16 protein-coding genes are annotated in these 15508 nt (G+C 58.9%); 5 read left to right on the forward strand and 11 right to left on the reverse strand.

Annotated features, from left to right (window positions below):
* Positions 1 to 83: 83 nt before the first annotated feature.
* From galM to modE, 6 genes are all read right to left on the reverse strand, one after another.
* The gene (gene galM / locus NWP14_RS10715; protein ID WP_375215295.1) at positions 84 to 1127 is read right to left on the reverse strand and encodes a galactose-1-epimerase; all 1044 of its coding nucleotides are present in this window, start codon (positions 1125 to 1127) and stop codon (positions 84 to 86) included.
* Positions 1121 to 2269, reverse strand: coding sequence for a galactokinase (gene galK / locus NWP14_RS10720; protein ID WP_095095200.1), 1149 nt, complete (start codon positions 2267 to 2269; stop codon positions 1121 to 1123). Before galK ends, galM begins: the two co-directional genes overlap by 7 nt.
* Positions 2270 to 2271: 2 nt before the next feature.
* Complete coding sequence (galT, locus tag NWP14_RS10725) at positions 2272 to 3318, reverse strand: galactose-1-phosphate uridylyltransferase (protein WP_095095201.1); 1047 nt, start codon at positions 3316 to 3318, stop codon at positions 2272 to 2274.
* A 9-nt stretch (positions 3319 to 3327) separates the two neighbouring features.
* Positions 3328 to 4344 carry a UDP-glucose 4-epimerase GalE gene (galE, locus tag NWP14_RS10730; RefSeq protein WP_095095203.1) on the reverse strand — a complete coding sequence of 339 codons (1017 nt, stop codon included), beginning with the start codon at positions 4342 to 4344 and terminating at the stop codon, positions 3328 to 3330.
* Positions 4345 to 4550: 206 nt separating this feature from the next.
* Positions 4551 to 6026 (reverse strand): molybdate ABC transporter ATP-binding protein ModF, encoded by a 1476-nt coding sequence (gene modF / locus NWP14_RS10735; RefSeq protein ID WP_375215296.1) that lies wholly within the window; start codon positions 6024 to 6026, stop codon positions 4551 to 4553.
* Positions 6027 to 6093: 67 nt separating this feature from the next.
* Positions 6094 to 6882: a molybdenum-dependent transcriptional regulator gene (modE, locus tag NWP14_RS10740; RefSeq protein ID WP_095095209.1), complete on the reverse strand. Its 789-nt coding sequence runs from the start codon at positions 6880 to 6882 to the stop codon at positions 6094 to 6096.
* A gap of 152 nt (positions 6883 to 7034) precedes the next feature.
* Between modE and NWP14_RS10745 the strand changes: the two genes are divergently transcribed.
* From NWP14_RS10745 to modC, 4 genes are all read left to right on the forward strand, one after another.
* The gene (locus NWP14_RS10745) at positions 7035 to 7184 is read left to right on the forward strand and encodes an AcrZ family multidrug efflux pump-associated protein (protein WP_041144659.1); all 150 of its coding nucleotides are present in this window, start codon (positions 7035 to 7037) and stop codon (positions 7182 to 7184) included.
* A gap of 139 nt (positions 7185 to 7323) precedes the next feature.
* Complete coding sequence (modA, locus tag NWP14_RS10750) at positions 7324 to 8100, forward strand: molybdate ABC transporter substrate-binding protein (RefSeq protein WP_095095211.1); 777 nt, start codon at positions 7324 to 7326, stop codon at positions 8098 to 8100.
* The gene (gene modB, locus NWP14_RS10755) at positions 8097 to 8786 is read left to right on the forward strand and encodes a molybdate ABC transporter permease subunit (RefSeq protein ID WP_095095212.1); all 690 of its coding nucleotides are present in this window, start codon (positions 8097 to 8099) and stop codon (positions 8784 to 8786) included. Before modA ends, modB begins: the two co-directional genes overlap by 4 nt.
* A 2-nt stretch (positions 8787 to 8788) precedes the next feature.
* On the forward strand, positions 8789 to 9847 hold the full coding sequence (gene modC / locus NWP14_RS10760; protein WP_375215297.1) for a molybdenum ABC transporter ATP-binding protein ModC: 1059 nt from the start codon (positions 8789 to 8791) through the stop codon (positions 9845 to 9847).
* Here modC and NWP14_RS10765 read toward each other — a convergent pair whose 3' ends face one another.
* On the reverse strand, positions 9848 to 10666 hold the full coding sequence (locus NWP14_RS10765) for a pyridoxal phosphatase (RefSeq protein WP_346431864.1): 819 nt from the start codon (positions 10664 to 10666) through the stop codon (positions 9848 to 9850).
* 173 nt (positions 10667 to 10839) lie between these two features.
* Here NWP14_RS10765 and pgl point away from each other — a divergent pair, with 173 nt between their 5' ends.
* Positions 10840 to 11835 carry a 6-phosphogluconolactonase gene (gene pgl, locus NWP14_RS10770; RefSeq protein ID WP_346431863.1) on the forward strand — a complete coding sequence of 332 codons (996 nt, stop codon included), beginning with the start codon at positions 10840 to 10842 and terminating at the stop codon, positions 11833 to 11835.
* 89 nt (positions 11836 to 11924) lie between these two features.
* Here pgl and NWP14_RS10775 read toward each other — a convergent pair whose 3' ends face one another.
* From NWP14_RS10775 to NWP14_RS10790, 4 genes are all read right to left on the reverse strand, one after another.
* A complete protein-coding gene (locus NWP14_RS10775) occupies positions 11925 to 12722 on the reverse strand; it encodes an anti-sigma factor family protein (protein ID WP_375215298.1) in 798 nt (265 codons plus the stop codon).
* Positions 12719 to 13234 (reverse strand): sigma-70 family RNA polymerase sigma factor, encoded by a 516-nt coding sequence (locus NWP14_RS10780; protein ID WP_375215414.1) that lies wholly within the window; start codon positions 13232 to 13234, stop codon positions 12719 to 12721. Before NWP14_RS10780 ends, NWP14_RS10775 begins: the two co-directional genes overlap by 4 nt.
* Before the next feature lie 22 nt (positions 13235 to 13256).
* Positions 13257 to 13808, reverse strand: a complete 552-nt coding sequence (locus NWP14_RS10785; protein ID WP_375215299.1) for a tetratricopeptide repeat protein — start codon at positions 13806 to 13808, stop codon at positions 13257 to 13259.
* A 203-nt stretch (positions 13809 to 14011) separates the two neighbouring features.
* The gene (locus NWP14_RS10790; protein ID WP_095095229.1) at positions 14012 to 15295 is read right to left on the reverse strand and encodes a putative acyl-CoA thioester hydrolase; all 1284 of its coding nucleotides are present in this window, start codon (positions 15293 to 15295) and stop codon (positions 14012 to 14014) included.
* Positions 15296 to 15508 lie beyond the last annotated feature (213 nt).

Raw genomic sequence — 15508 nt, forward strand, 5'->3', positions numbered from 1 at the left:
TCAGCGGTTATATTTTTGTCGGCAGGTGGCGTAATTTACGCCAAAGTGGCGAAAAAAAGCCCTCCATCAGGAGGGCGGGGGCATTATCTGGCGATGAACTGGTATTCCGTCAGGCTGACGTACTCCTCGCCCGGGCGTAATACGCAATCCGGCTGCGGCCAGTGCGGGTGGTTTGGCGAGTCGGGCAGGAATTCGCTCTCCAGCGCCAGGCCTTGCCAGTCTGCGTACGGTTGTTCCGTGCGCGACGGCGTGCCGCCGAGGTAGTTGCCGGAATAAAACTGCAGCGCCGGGGCGGAGGTGTACACCGTCATCTGCAGCTTTTCATCCTGCGACCAGACGTGGGCCGCAGGCTGGCCGGCATCGCCCTGCGCCTGCAGCAGAAACGCATGATCGTAGCCTTTCACCTTGCGCTGATCGTCATCGCTCAGGAACCGCTCCGCCAGCACCTGAGGTTCGCGGAAGTCAAAGCTGGTTTCGCTAACGTCGCGCAGATCGCCGCCGGGGATGCCGTCGCTCTCTACCGGCAAATAGCGGTCGGCGAAGAGCTGCAGCCGATGCTGACGAACGTCGGTCTGCTGGCCATCAAGGTTGAAGTAGACGTGGTTGGTCAGATTCACCGGGCAGGGCCGATCGACGGTGGCGCGATATTCGATGGCAATACGGTTATCGTCGGTCAGGCGATAGCGCGCCGTAGCCTGCAGATCTCCGGGGAATCCCTGGTCGCCGTCGGCGGAAGAGAGTGAAAACAGCGCCTGGCGTTCGTCGGCGCTGACTATCTGCCAGCGGCGCTTATCAAATCCGTCCGGCCCGCCGTGCAGCTGGTGACCAGCGTCATTGGACGGCACCAGGTTGACGGTATGGCCATCGAGAACAAACCGGCTGTTGGCGATGCGGTTGGCATAGCGACCGACCGAGGCGCCGAGATAGGCCGCCTGGCGGGTATATTGTTCCGGCGAGGCGCAGCCGAGCAGGGCTTCGCGGACGCTGCCGTCAGCCAGAGTGACCTGGGCGGAGAGCAGCGTAGCGCCCCAGTCCATCAGCGTGACCACCATCCCGGCGTCATTGCGCAAGGTAATGAGCTGCCACGGCTGGCCATCCGGCGCGCGTTCTGTTGTTTGATTTAGCACTGTCCGGCTCCCTGCGAAGGTTTGCAAACGTAGAAGGTCTCTTTAATACCGGTTTTCGCTTCATACTGCGCGGCAACGGCCTGCTGAACGGTATCCACCAGCTCTTCCGGCACCAGCGCCACAATGCAGCCACCGAAGCCGCCGCCGGTCATGCGTACGCCGCCTTTGTCGCCGATGGCGGCTTTGACGATCTCGACCAGGGCGTCAATTTGCGGGACGGTAATTTCAAAATCATCGCGCATCGAGGCGTGAGACTCGGCCATCAGTTCGCCCATACGCTTCAGGTCGCCTTTCTCCAGCGCGCTGGCGGCTTCGACGGTGCGGGCGTTTTCGGTCAGCACGTGGCGAACGCGCTGAGCAACGATCGGGTCCAGCTCAGCGGCCACGGCGTTGAATTCGGCAAGGGTAACGTCACGCAGCGCCGGCTGCTGGAAGAAGCGCGCGCCGGTTTCGCACTGTTCGCGGCGGGTATTGTATTCGCTGCCGACCAGGGTGCGTTTAAAATTACTATTGATAATCACCACCGCCACGCCTTTCGGCATCGAGACGGCCTTGGTGCCCAGCGTGCGGCAGTCAATCAGCAGGGCGTGGTCTTTCTTGCCCAGCGCGGAGATCAGCTGGTCCATAATGCCGCAGTTACAGCCGACGAACTGGTTTTCCGCCTCCTGACCGTTCAGCGCGATTTGCGCGCCGTCCAGCGGCAGATGATAGAGCTGCTGGAATACGGTTCCAACGGCAACCTCCAGCGACGCCGAGGAGCTTAAGCCGGCGCCCTGGGGAACGTCTCCGGCAATGACCAGATCCGCGCCACCGAAATGGCTGTTGCGCTTCTGCAGATGCTTCACCACGCCGCGCACGTAGTTGGACCACTGTTGGCTATCGTGGCTGACAATTTTCGCATCCAGCGAAAACTCGTCGGACTGATTTTCATAATCCGCGGCGATCACGCGTACCACGCGGTCCGTGCGCGGCGCGCAGCTGATGACCGTTTGATAATCAATGGCGCAGGGCAGCACGAAACCGTCGTTATAGTCGGTATGTTCGCCGATCAAATTAACGCGACCCGGAGCCTGAATGGTGTGGCTGGCAGGGTAGCCAAATTTCTCGGCAAACAGGGCTTGGGTTTTTTCTTTCAGACTCATTGTTATTCTCCGGATTCGCGAAAATGAACGTCGCTGACCGCGCGCAGACGCTCGGCGGCTTGCTCCGCCGTCAGGTCACGCTGGGTTTCGGCCAGCATTTCGTAGCCGACCATAAATTTGCGTACCGTAGCGGAACGCAGCAGCGGCGGATAAAAGTGGGCGTGTAGCTGCCAGTGATTATTGTCTTCACCATTAAACGGCGCGCCGTGCCAGCCCATAGAGTAGGGGAACGAGCACTGGAACAGGTTGTCGTAACGGCTGGTCAGCTTTTTCAGCGCCAGCGCAAGGTCGGTGCGCTGTGCGGCGGTTAAATCGGTCAGGCGCAGGATGTGCGCTTTCGGCAGCAGCAGGGTCTCAAATGGCCAGGCCGCCCAGTAGGGAACAACGGCCAGCCAGTGTTCAGTTTCGACAACCGTGCGGCTGCCGTCGGCGAGTTCACGCCGGGCGTAATCCACCAGCATCGGCGAACCGTACCCGGCGTAGTGCGCCTTCTGCAGGCGATCTTCGCGTTCGGCTTCGTTCGGCAGGAAGCTGTTGGCCCAGACCTGGCCGTGCGGATGCGGGTTGGAGCAACCCATCGCGGCGCCTTTATTCTCAAACACCTGCACCCACGGGTAGTGCTGGCCAAGATCGGCCGTCTGTTCCTGCCACGCTTTAACCACGCCGTCCAGGGCTTCAACGCTCAGCTCAGGCAGCGTTTTGCTGTGGTCTGGCGAGAAGCAGATGACCCGGCTGGTCCCGCGCGCGCTTTGACAGCGCATCAGGGGATCGTCGCTTTCCGGTGCATCCGGAGTATCGGTCATCAAGGCCGCAAAGTCGTTAGTAAACACGTACGTGCCGGCGTAATTCGGGTTGGTATCACCGGTGACGCGGGTGTTACCCGGGCACAGGAAACAGTCCGGATCGTGCGCTGGCAATGTCAGTTTTGCCGGCGTTTCCTGCGCCCCCTGCCAGGGGCGCTTGGCGCGATGCGGGGAAACCAAAATCCACTGCCCGGTTAACGGGTTATAGCGACGGTGCGGATGGTCGACGGGGTTAAATACGCTCATGACGGTTCCTTAGTCTGGGTAACCCTGCGGATGACGGGACTGCCAGTGCCAGGTGTCCTGTGCCATCTCGTCAAGGTTGCGCGTGACGCGCCAGTTCAGTTCACGGTCGGCCTTTTCGGCGTCAGCCCAGTAGGCCGGGAGATCGCCTTCACGGCGCGGCGCGAAGTGGTAGTTAATCGGTTTGCCGCAGGCTTTGCTGAAGGCATTAATGACGTCAAGGACGCTGCTGCCAACGCCTGCGCCAAGGTTATAAACGTGCACGCCTGACTTACCGGCCAGTTTTTCCATCGCCGCAACGTGACCGTCCGCGAGGTCCATAACGTGGATATAGTCGCGCACGCCGGTGCCGTCTTCGGTCGGATAGTCATTACCGAATACCGCCAGCGATTCGCGACGGCCCACCGCCACCTGCGCAATGTACGGCATCAGGTTGTTGGGGATGCCCTGCGGATCTTCGCCCATATCCCCGGACTGGTGAGCGCCAACCGGGTTGAAGTAGCGCAGCAGCGCAATGCTCCACTCGGGCTGGGCTTTCTGCAGGTCGGTAAGAATTTGTTCGACCATCAGCTTGCTTTTGCCATACGGGCTTTGCGGAGTGCCGGTCGGGAAGCTTTCAACGTAAGGGATCTTTGGCTGGTCGCCGTAGACGGTAGCGGAGGAGCTGAAAATAAAGTTTTTAACGCCGGCGGCGCGCATGGCGGAAACTAACTTTAACGTGCCGGTCACATTATTGTCGTAGTATTCCAGTGGTTTAGCGACGGATTCGCCGACGGCTTTCAGTCCGGCAAAGTGGATCACCGCCTCAATGGCGTGATCGTGCAGGATCTCGGTCATCAACGCTTCATTGCGGATATCGCCTTCAACAAAGGTCGCTTTTTTCCCGCCAAGACGCTCAATCACCGGCAGCACGCTGCGCTTACTGTTGCAGAGGTTGTCGAGAATAATCACTTCATGTCCCTGCAGCAGCAGCTGTACGCAGGTATGACTTCCAATGTAACCGCTACCACCTGTAACCAATACTTTCATGACTCGCTCCAATAGGCTTATCGTATGTGAAGACGATAGCATATCAAAGAACGAAAAAGTGTGACACAGACCAAATTGGTGGTATCGCTTACACTAAAATACACAAACGCGATGTTTAAATAAATACTGTTTTAAAACATTATGTTAATGGTTATTTTTGAACTTTATCTGAAAAAATACAGGGATCCGCAGACCCCTGGATTGGTTTATTTTGCCAGCGGACCGATCCGGTAAGTGTAACCGTCTCCACTCGGAATAAACTCCAGGCGGTGGGTGATGCAGTCCGGGGCGTCTTCGGCATGGTGGGAAACAAACAGCAGCTGGGTGGCCCCTTCGCTAATCAGCACGTCAACAAAGCGGCGTACCAGCTGGCGGTTGAGAGGGTCGAGACCCTGCAGCGGCTCGTCGAGGATCAGCAGCGTCGGGTGTTTCACCAGCGCGCGGACAATCAGCGCCAGACGCTGCTGGCCCCACGACAGGCTGTGGAACGGGGCGTCGGCGGTGCGGCCGTCAATACCCAGAATATCCAGCCAGGTTTGTACCAGCTTGCGCTGCTTATCGGAAACGGCCTGATAGATGCCGATCGAGTCGAAATAGCCCGACAGAATGACGTTGCGCACGGTGGTGCTGACGCGATACTCCAGGTGCAGGCTGCTGCTGACGTAGCCGATATGCTTTTTGATATCCCAGATGGTTTCACCGCTGCCGCGACGGCGGCCAAAAAGGGTCAGATCGTTGCTGTATCCCTGGGGATGGTCGCCGGTGATCAGGCTGAGCAGCGTCGATTTCCCGGCGCCGTTGGGCCCGACTATCTGCCAGTGCTCGCCGGGGTTTACCTGCCAGCTGAGGTGATTGATGATTGGCCGGTCGTTGTATGACACCACGCCATCGTTGAGGATAATGCGCGGCATATCGGCAGCGAGAGAGTTGCGGGCGGCGGGCGCATCCGGTTCCGGTAACGCGATCCCGTCAAGCTGCTCGCTGTGGGCCAGCTGGGCGATCAGCGCCTGCTGCAGCAGGGTCTGTTTCTCACCGATCTCGCTTAGCGTACAGTCCGCCAGCACGCCGGCAAACTGGACGAATGCGGGGATTTCATCGAACCGGTTGAGTACCAGCACGAGGGTGATGCCTTCTCCGTTCAGGGTTGCCAGCAGTTCGGCCAGCTGGTGGCGGGAGGCCACGTCAAGGCCGTCGAAAGGCTCATCAAGGATCAGTAAATCCGGTTTGGCCATCAGCGCCTGGCACAGCAGCGTTTTGCGCGTCTCGCCGGTGGAGAGATATTTAAAACGGCGCTGCAGCAGGCTGGAAATGCCAAACAGCCCGGCAAGATGAGCACAGCGGGCGGCATCCTTATATTCATCCTGGATTATCTCATGCGTAAAGCGGCCGGTATCTTCTTCGCCAGGGCTGAGCAGATCGGTGTTGTTGCGCTGCCACTCGTCGCTGACCAGCTTCTGTAGCTGTTCAAAGGAGAGGCGGGTGATGCGGGTAAAATCACTTTCACGCCGGCCGGAGAGCAGGGTGAGTTCGCCGGATAGCGCGCGGGCCAGCGCGGATTTACCGCTGCCGTTGCTACCGACGAATGCCCAGCTTTCGCCGGCGCCAACGGTGAGGTGTTCAATATTTAGCGTTTTTGTGTCGCTCAGGCGGAACGTGCCTTGCGATATTTGCAATGATGACATTGTGTATCCCACTTTTTGCAGCAAAGTGCTTCAGGGATACGTCTTCAGGCGGATAATGTCAATCCCGTCAGCACAAGGTGGCAAGAATGATGCGATCGGCATTGAAATAGGCGATCGCCTCGGCACCTTCAGCCAGATCGCGAATCTGCTCCCGAGGAAGTGTCGCACACAGGTTCTGGCCGTCCGGCAGCGTCATCAGCACTTCGCACTGCTCCGGCCCGTATTCGATATGGCCGATCCGTCCCGTGAGCTGGTTGTCCGCTTCTGCGGCCACCGCCGGGTCCTGGGTCATACCGACCCACGGCGCTTTCAGCAAAACCAGCACCTCCTGGCCTTCATCCAGGCCGAGCCGTTCGGCGCTTTGGGCGGTGATCGCGACTTTAAAGCGGGTCTGTCCGTCGGCCAGCAAAACCTCCACATGCTGCTGCACCTGCTGATGGTCGCGGCCGGTGATGGTGCCAAACCACTGGTTACGGGCGCTGGTTTGCAGGGAGAAGCGGGAGATGGCGGCGAGCAGGCTGTCGAGAGGCAGCGCGTCGTCGTCGCTCAGGACGTCAAAAGCTTTCTGTTGAATCTGCGCCAGCAGATCGTAAAGCTGAATCAACCGCTGGCCGTAGCGGGTCAGCACCGCGCCGCCGCCGCCTTTACCGCCGGTCGCGCGGTCAACCAGCGCCTGCTCGCTGAGCTGATTCATTTCGTTAATAGCATCCCACGCGCTTTTATAGCTGATGCCGGCATTTTTCGCGCCCTGGCTAATTGAACCCGTCTGGTCAATCTGTTTCAGCAGGGAGATGCGGCGAGGGTCGGCGAACAGGCGCTGCTGTAATTTCAGGGTGAGGAGAATTTCGGCCTGCATAATAATATCCTGGCAAAAAGGGTATTGTGACCGATAGCGAGCATCTTGCAAGATAGATCTATGACCGTAGTCGGCGAGGCATCGCACAAATGGGGCGTGTTTTTCCTGCTGAAACGGTTACAATTAAGCATTCGTACTTTCTGGAGCCAACTATGTTAGAGCTATTGAAAAGTCTGGTTTTTGCCGTGGTCATGGTCCCGGTGGTGATGGCTATCATCCTCGGTCTGATTTACGGTCTGGGCGAAGTGTTCAACATCTTCTCCGGCGTCGGTCATAAAGATCGCGGCCAGCAAAAAAACTGATTTCCTGACGCCCGGTTTCTCCGGGCGTTTTTTTATCCCTTCCTTTTGATCCTTCTCTATTTACCACCAATTCGCACTGGGAAAACCCTGTTCACATCGTTATATTGTTCCGTACATAACGCACGCACAGGAGTTTCAGATGGCACGTCAATGGTTACGTTTTTTTGTCGGAGCAACGTTAACGCTCTCCGTCGCCGGGCAGGCGCTGGCAGAAGAGGGGAAGATAACGGTCTTCGCGGCGGCTTCATTAACCAACGCGATGCAGGATATCGCTAAGGCGTATAAGCAGGAGAAAAAGGTTGATGTAGTCTCATCCTTTGCCTCCTCTTCAACGCTGGCACGGCAAATTGAAGCGGGCGCGCCTGCTGACCTGTTTATCTCCGCAGACCAGAAATGGATGGATTACGCGGTTGAGAAAAAAGCGATTGATACCGCCTCACGCGAAACGCTGCTGGGAAACAGCCTGGTTGTCGTTGCGCCAAAGGCCAGCGCGCAGGGCGATATTACCATCAACAGCAAGACTGACTGGACCAGCCTGCTGAAGGGCGGCCGTCTGGCGGTGGGCGACCCGGAACATGTACCGGCCGGGATTTATGCTAAAGAAGCGCTGCAAAAGCTGGGGGCATGGGACACCTTGTCAGCAAAACTGGCTCCGGCGGAAGACGTGCGCGGGGCGCTGGCATTGGTTGAACGTGACGAAGCGCCGTTGGGCATCGTTTACGGCTCCGATGCGGTTGCCAGCAAAGGTGTTAAAGTAGTGGGCACCTTCCCGGAAGATTCGCATAAGAAGGTTGAGTATCCGCTGGCCATTATTGACGGGCATAAAAATGCAACCGTCAGCGCATTCTATGACTACCTGAAAGGGCCTGAGGCGTCAGCTATCTTCAAACAATACGGATTTACCACGCGCCAATGATTTTAAGCGATCCCGAATGGCAGGCGGTGCTGCTGAGCCTCAAAGTATCATCCCTGGCGGTGGTGTTTAGCTTACCTTTTGGGATCTTTTTTTCCTGGCTGCTGGTCAGGCGCAGCTTCCCCGGAAAAGCGCTGCTCGACAGTATTCTCCACCTCCCGCTGGTGCTGCCGCCGGTGGTGGTCGGCTATTTACTGCTGGTTGCGATGGGAAGACGCGGTTTCATCGGCAGCTGGCTGTACGACTGGTTCGGCCTGACGTTTGCCTTTAGCTGGCGCGGCGCGGTGCTGGCGGCGGCGGTGATGTCGTTTCCTCTGATGGTGCGGGCGATTCGCCTGGCGCTTGAAGGGGTCGATATCAAGCTGGAGCAGGCGGCGCGAACCCTCGGCGCCGGGCGCTGGCGGGTGTTCTTTACCATCACCCTGCCGCTGACGCTGCCGGGCATTATTGTCGGCACCGTGCTGGCCTTCGCCCGCTCGCTGGGCGAGTTTGGCGCGACCATCACCTTCGTTTCCAATATCCCCGGCGAAACGCGCACGATCCCCTCGGCAATGTATACCCTGATCCAAACGCCGGGCGGCGAGGGCGCCGCCGCGCGTTTATGCTTAATTTCGATCGTCCTGGCGCTGATCTCGCTGCTGGTTTCCGAATGGCTGGCTCGCCTCAGCCGCGCGCGGATGGGTAAATAACGATGCTTGAACTCGATTTTACCCAGACGCTGGGAACCCACTGCCTGAACATTCAGGAGACGCTGCCCGCCAGCGGTATTACCGCGGTATTTGGCGTATCCGGAGCCGGTAAAACCTCGCTCATCAATGCCATCAGCGGCCTGACCCGACCGCAGAAAGGACGGATCGTGCTCAACGGCCGGGTGCTGAATGATGTCGAAAAGCGCATCTGCCTGGCGCCGGAAAAACGGCGGATTGGCTACGTTTTCCAGGATGCCCGTCTGTTCCCGCACTACAAAGTGCGCGGCAATTTGCAGTACGGCATGGCGAAGAATATGGCCGGTCAGTTCGATAAGCTGGTGGCGCTGCTGGGGATTGAGCCTCTGCTCGAGCGCCTGCCGGGCGGCCTCTCCGGCGGCGAGAAGCAGCGGGTGGCCATCGGCCGGGCGCTGCTGACCGCCCCTGAGCTGCTGCTGCTCGATGAGCCGCTGGCATCGCTGGATATTCCCCGTAAGCGTGAGCTGCTGCCCTACCTGCAGCGGCTGGCGCGCGAAATCAATATCCCGATGCTGTACGTCAGCCATTCGCTGGATGAGATCCAGCATCTGGCGGATAAAGTGCTGGTGCTGGAAAACGGCAGCGTGAAGGCGTTTGGCGATCTCGAAGAGGTGTGGGGCAGCAGCGTGATGCACCCGTGGCTGCCGCAGGACCAGCAGAGTACGATACTGAACGTTTCGGTTGTCGCCCAGCATCCGCAGTATGCGATGACCGCGCTGGCCCTCGGCGAGCAGCGGCTGTGGGTCAACCAGCTCGAGCGGCCGCTGGGCGAGTCGGCGCGCATTCGCGTTCAGGCGTCCGACGTGTCGCTGGTGCTGGAGCTCCCGCAGCGAACCAGCATTCGTAATATTTTACGCGCGCAGGTGGTGCAGTGTATTGAAACCAACGGACAGATTGAGGTGCAGCTGGAGGTCAGCGGCCGCACTCTATGGGCGCGCATCAGCCCGTGGGCCAGAGATGACCTGGGGGTTACGCCAGGTCAGTGGCTGTACGCGCAAATTAAGAGCGTGTCGATTACCGCCTGATCACAGCAGGTTGCGGTTGATAAAGTCGGCAATGCTGTTGCTTTCGTTCTCGCCAATCACCACGTTCGCGCGCGCTTTGACTTCGTCGACCGCGTTACCCATCGCCACGCCGGTACCGGCGGCTTCCAGCATGCTGAGATCGTTATAGTTGTCGCCGAAGGCCACCACGTCCTGCATCGACAGCCCCTGGGCTTCAACCCACTGCGCCAGGCGCTTGCCTTTGCTGTTGCCGGCGCGGGCGATATCGACCTGATCGTGCCACGACCATTCGCACTCCAGCCCCAGCGTCTGGCCGACGTGCTGCGCGAACTGCTGCAGTTTGGGAATGTTTTCATCGGTGAGGGCAAACTTCCACACCGCCTTCACCTCGCGCGCCGCCTGCGCCAGAGAGTCAACCTGGGTGAAGACCGGACGCTGTTCCGGCGGCAGCGACTCTGCCCAGCGGGCGGTACGGATGACGTGCCCGGTCGGTTGCTCGTAGAGCATGGCGTCGTCGACGTACATCAGGCCGTGAACGTCGTGGTCGGCCAGCATCCCGGCGAGGCTTAGCGCCTTATCGACCGCCATCGGATCGGCTTGCAGAACCTTTTTTGCCTGATAATCATACAAATAAGTGCCATTACAACAAATTGCAGGTGTATCCAGAGCCAGTGCCTGATAAAAAGGATGGATCGCGACGTGATGTCGACCCGTGACGACGATCACCTGGTAACCGGCCGCGCGGGCACGCGCCAGCGCCTCAAGTGAGGCGGGCAGGATCGTCTTGCTTGAGGTCAATAAGGTGCCGTCTAAATCCAGGGCAATCACGCGTGAGGTCATGTGTTGTTTCCGGTTAATGGTGAAAAGTGAGCAGGCCATGATGGTACACCGCTGTGCCTCAGGGGCAAATTTTTCAGCATCTACCGTTAAAAGAGTCTATACATTGCATCGAACAAGCAGCTTGCTGAATGAAATGTATAAGTTTTCCATGCGCAGTGAGGAAAGGAGTATTCATGAAACAAACCGTTTATACCGCCAGCCCGGAAAGCCAGCAGATTCACGTCTGGAGTCTGGATCTTGCGGGAAATTTGACCCTGGTACAGGTTGTTGACGCCCCGGGTCAGGTGCAGCCGATGGTGGTTAGCCCGAATAAAGAGTATCTCTACGTCGGCGTGCGTCCGGAGTTTCGCGTACTGGCTTACCGCATTGCGCCAGATAATGGGGCGCTGACTTTCGCCGGTGAAGCCGCGCTGCCGGGGAGCCCGACGCATATTTCGACCGACAGGCTGGGCCGCTTCGTGTTCAGCGCCTCCTACAATTCGGGCTGCGTTAGCGTCACGCCGCTGACCGACGGTCTGCCGGGTGAAACGGTGGCCGTGGTTGAAGGGCTGGAAGGCTGCCACTCGGCCAATATTGCCCCGGATAACCGCACGCTGTGGGTACCGGCGCTGAAGCAGGATCGCATCTGTCTGTTTACCCTCAGCGATGACGGTTTCCTGGCGGCGCAGGAGCCGGCGGAAGTCACCACCGTTGAAGGCGCCGGCCCGCGTCATATGGTGTTCCATCCGAACCAGCAGTACGGCTACTGCGTTAACGAACTGAACAGCTCCGTCGACGTCTGGGAGCTGAAGGACCCGCACGGCAAAATTGAGTGCGTGCAGACGCTGGATATGATGCCTGCCGACTTTACCGGCGTGCGCTGGGCGGCGGATATCCACCTGACTGCGGACGGCCGTCATCTGTACGCCTGCGATCGTACTGCCAGCATTATCACCATCTTCAGCGTCTCCGAAGACGGCAGCGTGCTGGCGATTGAAGGCTACCAGCCGACCGAGGCCCAGCCGCGCGGCTTTAACCTCGATCACAGCGGCAGGTACCTGATTGCCGCCGGGCAGAAATCCCACCACGTCGCGGTATATGAAATTAGCGGCGAGCAGGGCCTGCTGCAGGAGAAAGGGCGCTATGCCGTAGGTCAGGGGCCGATGTGGGTTGTGGTTAACGCTCACTAAGCCGCAGAGGCTGATAAAACCTCGCTGCGGCGAGGTTTTTTTATGCGTCGAGCAGACTTAAGCTGCCCTCCGAGCGGGCGGTATGGCGCTTATGACAGCGCCGCCTGTAGCGCCCGGGCGCTATTGTGCAGCTGTGGGCCAGGGTTGCGGCCAATTAATACGAACTGATATCCCCGATCGTGCCACCAGGCGAGATTCATCCCGTGGCGCTGCTCGCTGCTAATCTCCGCGCTGCCCTGCTGGCGCAGCGGAGAGATGCACAGCGCCATGGGGCCATATTCGGCATGCATCCAGGCAATCTGCGCTATCGAGGTGCTGTCGTAGCGCAGTATGCGGACCATTTTAAGCTCCGCACCCTGCAGCCTGAGCTGATGTTCATTGAGATGCAGGCCGATATCCTCGGCGGTGCGCGTCAGGCCGCGCTGCAGCAGCGGCGACGAGCTGTCGAGATCGAGCAGCGTTTCGGCGCTGTAGAGCGACATGTAGCGGGCTTCAAGATCGCGAATATTTTCGCTCTCGTCGGGCTCGCCCGCCGGAGCGCGCGCCAGATAGCCTAACCCGGAGCCAATCAGCAAAAAGCTGAGCGAGGCGGCAATCATCGAGCGGCGGCTAAACGACGGCCGTGGCGCGCGGCTATCCTCGTCCTCCGCCAGCTGCGCTTCCAGCCTTGCCTGCATGCGCTCCAGCGGAGCCTCATCGAGTAAGGGAGCGAAGGCCTGCCGATAGTTCTGATTGCTGCTCATCAGCTCGGCGGTGCGGGCGGCAAGCTGCCCATCGCTCTTGAACGCGGATTCGAACCTGCGGGCGTCGGCGTCGCTCATCTCGCCATCCAGCCAGGCAACGATGGCCTCATCGTTATAGGGAGGCGTAAAACTTAAGGATTTCAAGAGCGTTTCTCCTTCGCAGAGGGCGGGGTAGCTATCGATTTTGCCAGCGTCAGCCTTGCCGCCGCCAGCCGGCTCATAATGGTACCAACCGGCACCGACAGGGTGTCCGCCGCCTCCTGATAGGTAAAGCCTTCGACATACACCAAAAATACGGCATTGCGCTGCGCTTCCGCCAGCGCGCCCACGCGCCGCATAATTTGCCGGTACTGCAGGCTATCTTCCTCCATTTCACGGGAATCCGGCGCAACCAGCTCTTCGCTGTCAACGAATCCTTGCCCCATCCGCACGTGGCGCGCGCGCAGCTCTGAGATCCAGATTGAGTGGAGAATAGAAAACAGCCATCTGTCGATACGCGTGCCCGGCGTATACTGCGCGCTCTTTTCGAGCGCGCGTACGCAGGTGGACTGTACCAACTCTTCGGCTACATCGCGGCTGCGCGACAGTACCAGCCCGTAGCGCCAAAGGCGGGCCAGATGCGCGGCAAGCTGTGAGCGAACTTCACTGGTTGTGATTTTCTTACCCTCGTGACGATATTCAGGATTCGGGATGTCCGTTAATGGCCACCTGCAGATCGCGATACTCCTCGCAGCCCTGGCCGCAGATCCCGGCAATCACCTTCAGCTGCTCCTTCGCGAGATCCGGACGACCTTTTATCATCCAGGCTTCACCCAGATACTCCCGCGCTTTGGCATAATTCGGCTCAAGCGCCAGCGAACGCTGATAATAGCCGATGCCTTCGTCCGTGCGGCCGAGCTTGCGGGTTGCATAGCCGCGGTAGTTCCAGGCCTCGGCCGTATTACCGTTTTTTAACGAATCCAGCAGGTTCAGCGCCGTCTGGTACTCGCCTTTTTTCGCCAGATGGTAAGCGTAGTTGGTTTTATCCTGGTCGCTGAGGCTGCTGGTTTTCTCCGGCACGCACTGTTTGGTGGCGCTGTTGTAAACCTGCCCGCTCGGGCAGTCCGGAGTTTTACTCTCGGTACTATTATCGCCCATGGCAAAAACCGGCGGCACGGACAGGAAAAATAGCAGTGCCGGAACGGCCATGCGGCGCGAAGCGGGGCGTAATGCAGAGGAAAGTGCGTTCATTTTAGTCTCCAGAGTGGGCGAATGCGCGACCGGGCGTACAGGCGAACCGCAAGGGTTAAGCGCCGTCATGGTCTTGCATGGTGTAAACGCGCCAGCGGGAGTTTTTATTCGCCTAAAAAGCGTATTTTTTTGCGGCCGGGAAAGCCCGTCGGGAAGAGGGGGAAGTAAAGGGGGAGCGGCGTCCCCCTTTTAAGCTGCGGCGGTTACTGCTTAGGCTCGGCTACGATAAAGCTTCCCACGCCGCGGTTGTTGTATTCCCACATGCGGTTGAAGCCGTTGTCGTTGAGATTACGCTGCGCAACGCCTTTAGCGTCCACCGCGCCGGTATCACCGCTGAATGCGCGGTTAGATACTGCCGCGTCGGCCCACGGCTTAGCGACATTAAAGCCTTCGTTAATCACGCTATCGCGGATAACAACCTGACCGTTGGTGTTGCTATCAACGTCCAGAGAGCGGCCCAGCTGAGCGAAGCCGTCGCCGGAAGCGGTGAAGCGGCTGTTGATGGCAAGGAAGCCGTAGGTGACGCTCTTCAGCGTAGCCGGAGCAAAAACGTAGCCCTCTTTCTGCGTGCGGGAATTCACGACGCGGAAATCGGTATTATCAAATACGACGGCGCCGCGGCCGGCAACGATATCGACGTCGCCTTCAATATAGCTGTTGCTGACCAGCGTGCGGGTCTGGCGATCGTTCTGCAGGCGGTTCTGCACGCCGCTGTTGGTCACGAAGAAGGTGTTCTGGCGGCCCAAAATATTGACGTTGTTAATCTGGACCTGGTCGCCATCGCTGCGCAGGGCTACGGCCTGGTGGGTACCGGCATCAACGCTATCGCCGAGGTTGTTAGCTATGGTCAGGTTCTGCAGCTGCAGACCGTTATTCTGCGACCAGAAGACCGCAGAGCACATCATGCCAACGGTGGCCGTACGCTTGCTCTGGCAGTTGTCGAACATATACCACGCCGGTTTGCCTGGCATATATTTTCCGGCCGGATTGACCAGGTGGCGCCAGCTGGTGACGTCCATTTCAGAATCGATCGCCTGGCTAATTTTCACATCCAGCGGCTTCTCGCCGGTACCGTACAGGGTCAGCGCGCCGGGGGCGGCCGGAACATAGACGGTACCGGTATATTCACCCGGCATAATCGCAATGAACAGACGGCGGTCGGAATGGCGGGCGATTGCCGCATCGACGGCAGCCTGAATCGTGGTGTGGGTAACGCCTTGAGTGCCCGCAGGCCCGACGACGAAGTCAGGCTGGGCCGGCACGGCAATGGCTGCCGGCTTCCACGCTGCGGCGTTCGGGTCCAGCGACTGGAAATAGCTCGTCGGCAGGAAGTTCTTCGCTTCATCGGCGCTTAAAACCGGGCGAGAGGCGGTACCCGGCGCTGCCTGGGTAGAGGGTTGCTGATCGGCAGGGGTTGAGCTGCAGGCGGATAACGTCACGCCGAAGGCCAGCGCCAGCGCCAGTCGGGAAACTGAGAATGTGTTCATGTTGCTCCGGGCAAGAATCAATTAGCTATACCCGCCATACTTCAAGCCGCTTCTTTGCTGGCAGCGTGCGCCTGCCATCTCGATACGGGCCGAATTATTTGGGGTGTGTGAATAGATAAGCTCTTTAAAACCTGCTTTTTTATACTAAGTTGAGCAAAACGGGAAGACGCTGAGCTAAAAAGTTAGCGTAATGCTGTTTTGCATCCTGAAGCG

The organism is Klebsiella sp. C349492, from assembly GCF_042055345.1.
GTDB classification, from domain to species: domain Bacteria; phylum Pseudomonadota; class Gammaproteobacteria; order Enterobacterales; family Enterobacteriaceae; genus Klebsiella; species Klebsiella scottii.

Excerpts from the sequence above, each read along its gene's own strand:
- galK (WP_095095200.1), bottom strand. The coding sequence starts at position 2,269 with ATGAGTCTGAAAGAAAAAACCCAAGCCCTGTTTGCCGAGAAATTTGGC.
- galT (WP_095095201.1), bottom strand. The coding sequence starts at position 3,318 with ATGAGCGTATTTAACCCCGTCGACCATCCGCACCGTCGCTATAACCCG.
- galE (WP_095095203.1), bottom strand. The coding sequence starts at position 4,344 with ATGAAAGTATTGGTTACAGGTGGTAGCGGTTACATTGGAAGTCATACC.
- modF (WP_375215296.1), bottom strand. The coding sequence starts at position 6,026 with ATGTCATCATTGCAAATATCGCAAGGCACGTTCCGCCTGAGCGACACA.
- modE (WP_095095209.1), bottom strand. The coding sequence starts at position 6,882 with ATGCAGGCCGAAATTCTCCTCACCCTGAAATTACAGCAGCGCCTGTTC.
- NWP14_RS10745 (WP_041144659.1), top strand. The coding sequence starts at position 7,035 with ATGTTAGAGCTATTGAAAAGTCTGGTTTTTGCCGTGGTCATGGTCCCG.
- modA (WP_095095211.1), top strand. The coding sequence starts at position 7,324 with ATGGCACGTCAATGGTTACGTTTTTTTGTCGGAGCAACGTTAACGCTC.
- modB (WP_095095212.1), top strand. The coding sequence starts at position 8,097 with ATGATTTTAAGCGATCCCGAATGGCAGGCGGTGCTGCTGAGCCTCAAA.
- modC (WP_375215297.1), top strand. The coding sequence starts at position 8,789 with ATGCTTGAACTCGATTTTACCCAGACGCTGGGAACCCACTGCCTGAAC.
- NWP14_RS10765 (WP_346431864.1), bottom strand. The coding sequence starts at position 10,666 with ATGACCTCACGCGTGATTGCCCTGGATTTAGACGGCACCTTATTGACC.
- pgl (WP_346431863.1), top strand. The coding sequence starts at position 10,840 with ATGAAACAAACCGTTTATACCGCCAGCCCGGAAAGCCAGCAGATTCAC.
- NWP14_RS10785 (WP_375215299.1), bottom strand. The coding sequence starts at position 13,808 with ATGAACGCACTTTCCTCTGCATTACGCCCCGCTTCGCGCCGCATGGCC.
- NWP14_RS10790 (WP_095095229.1), bottom strand. The coding sequence starts at position 15,295 with ATGAACACATTCTCAGTTTCCCGACTGGCGCTGGCGCTGGCCTTCGGC.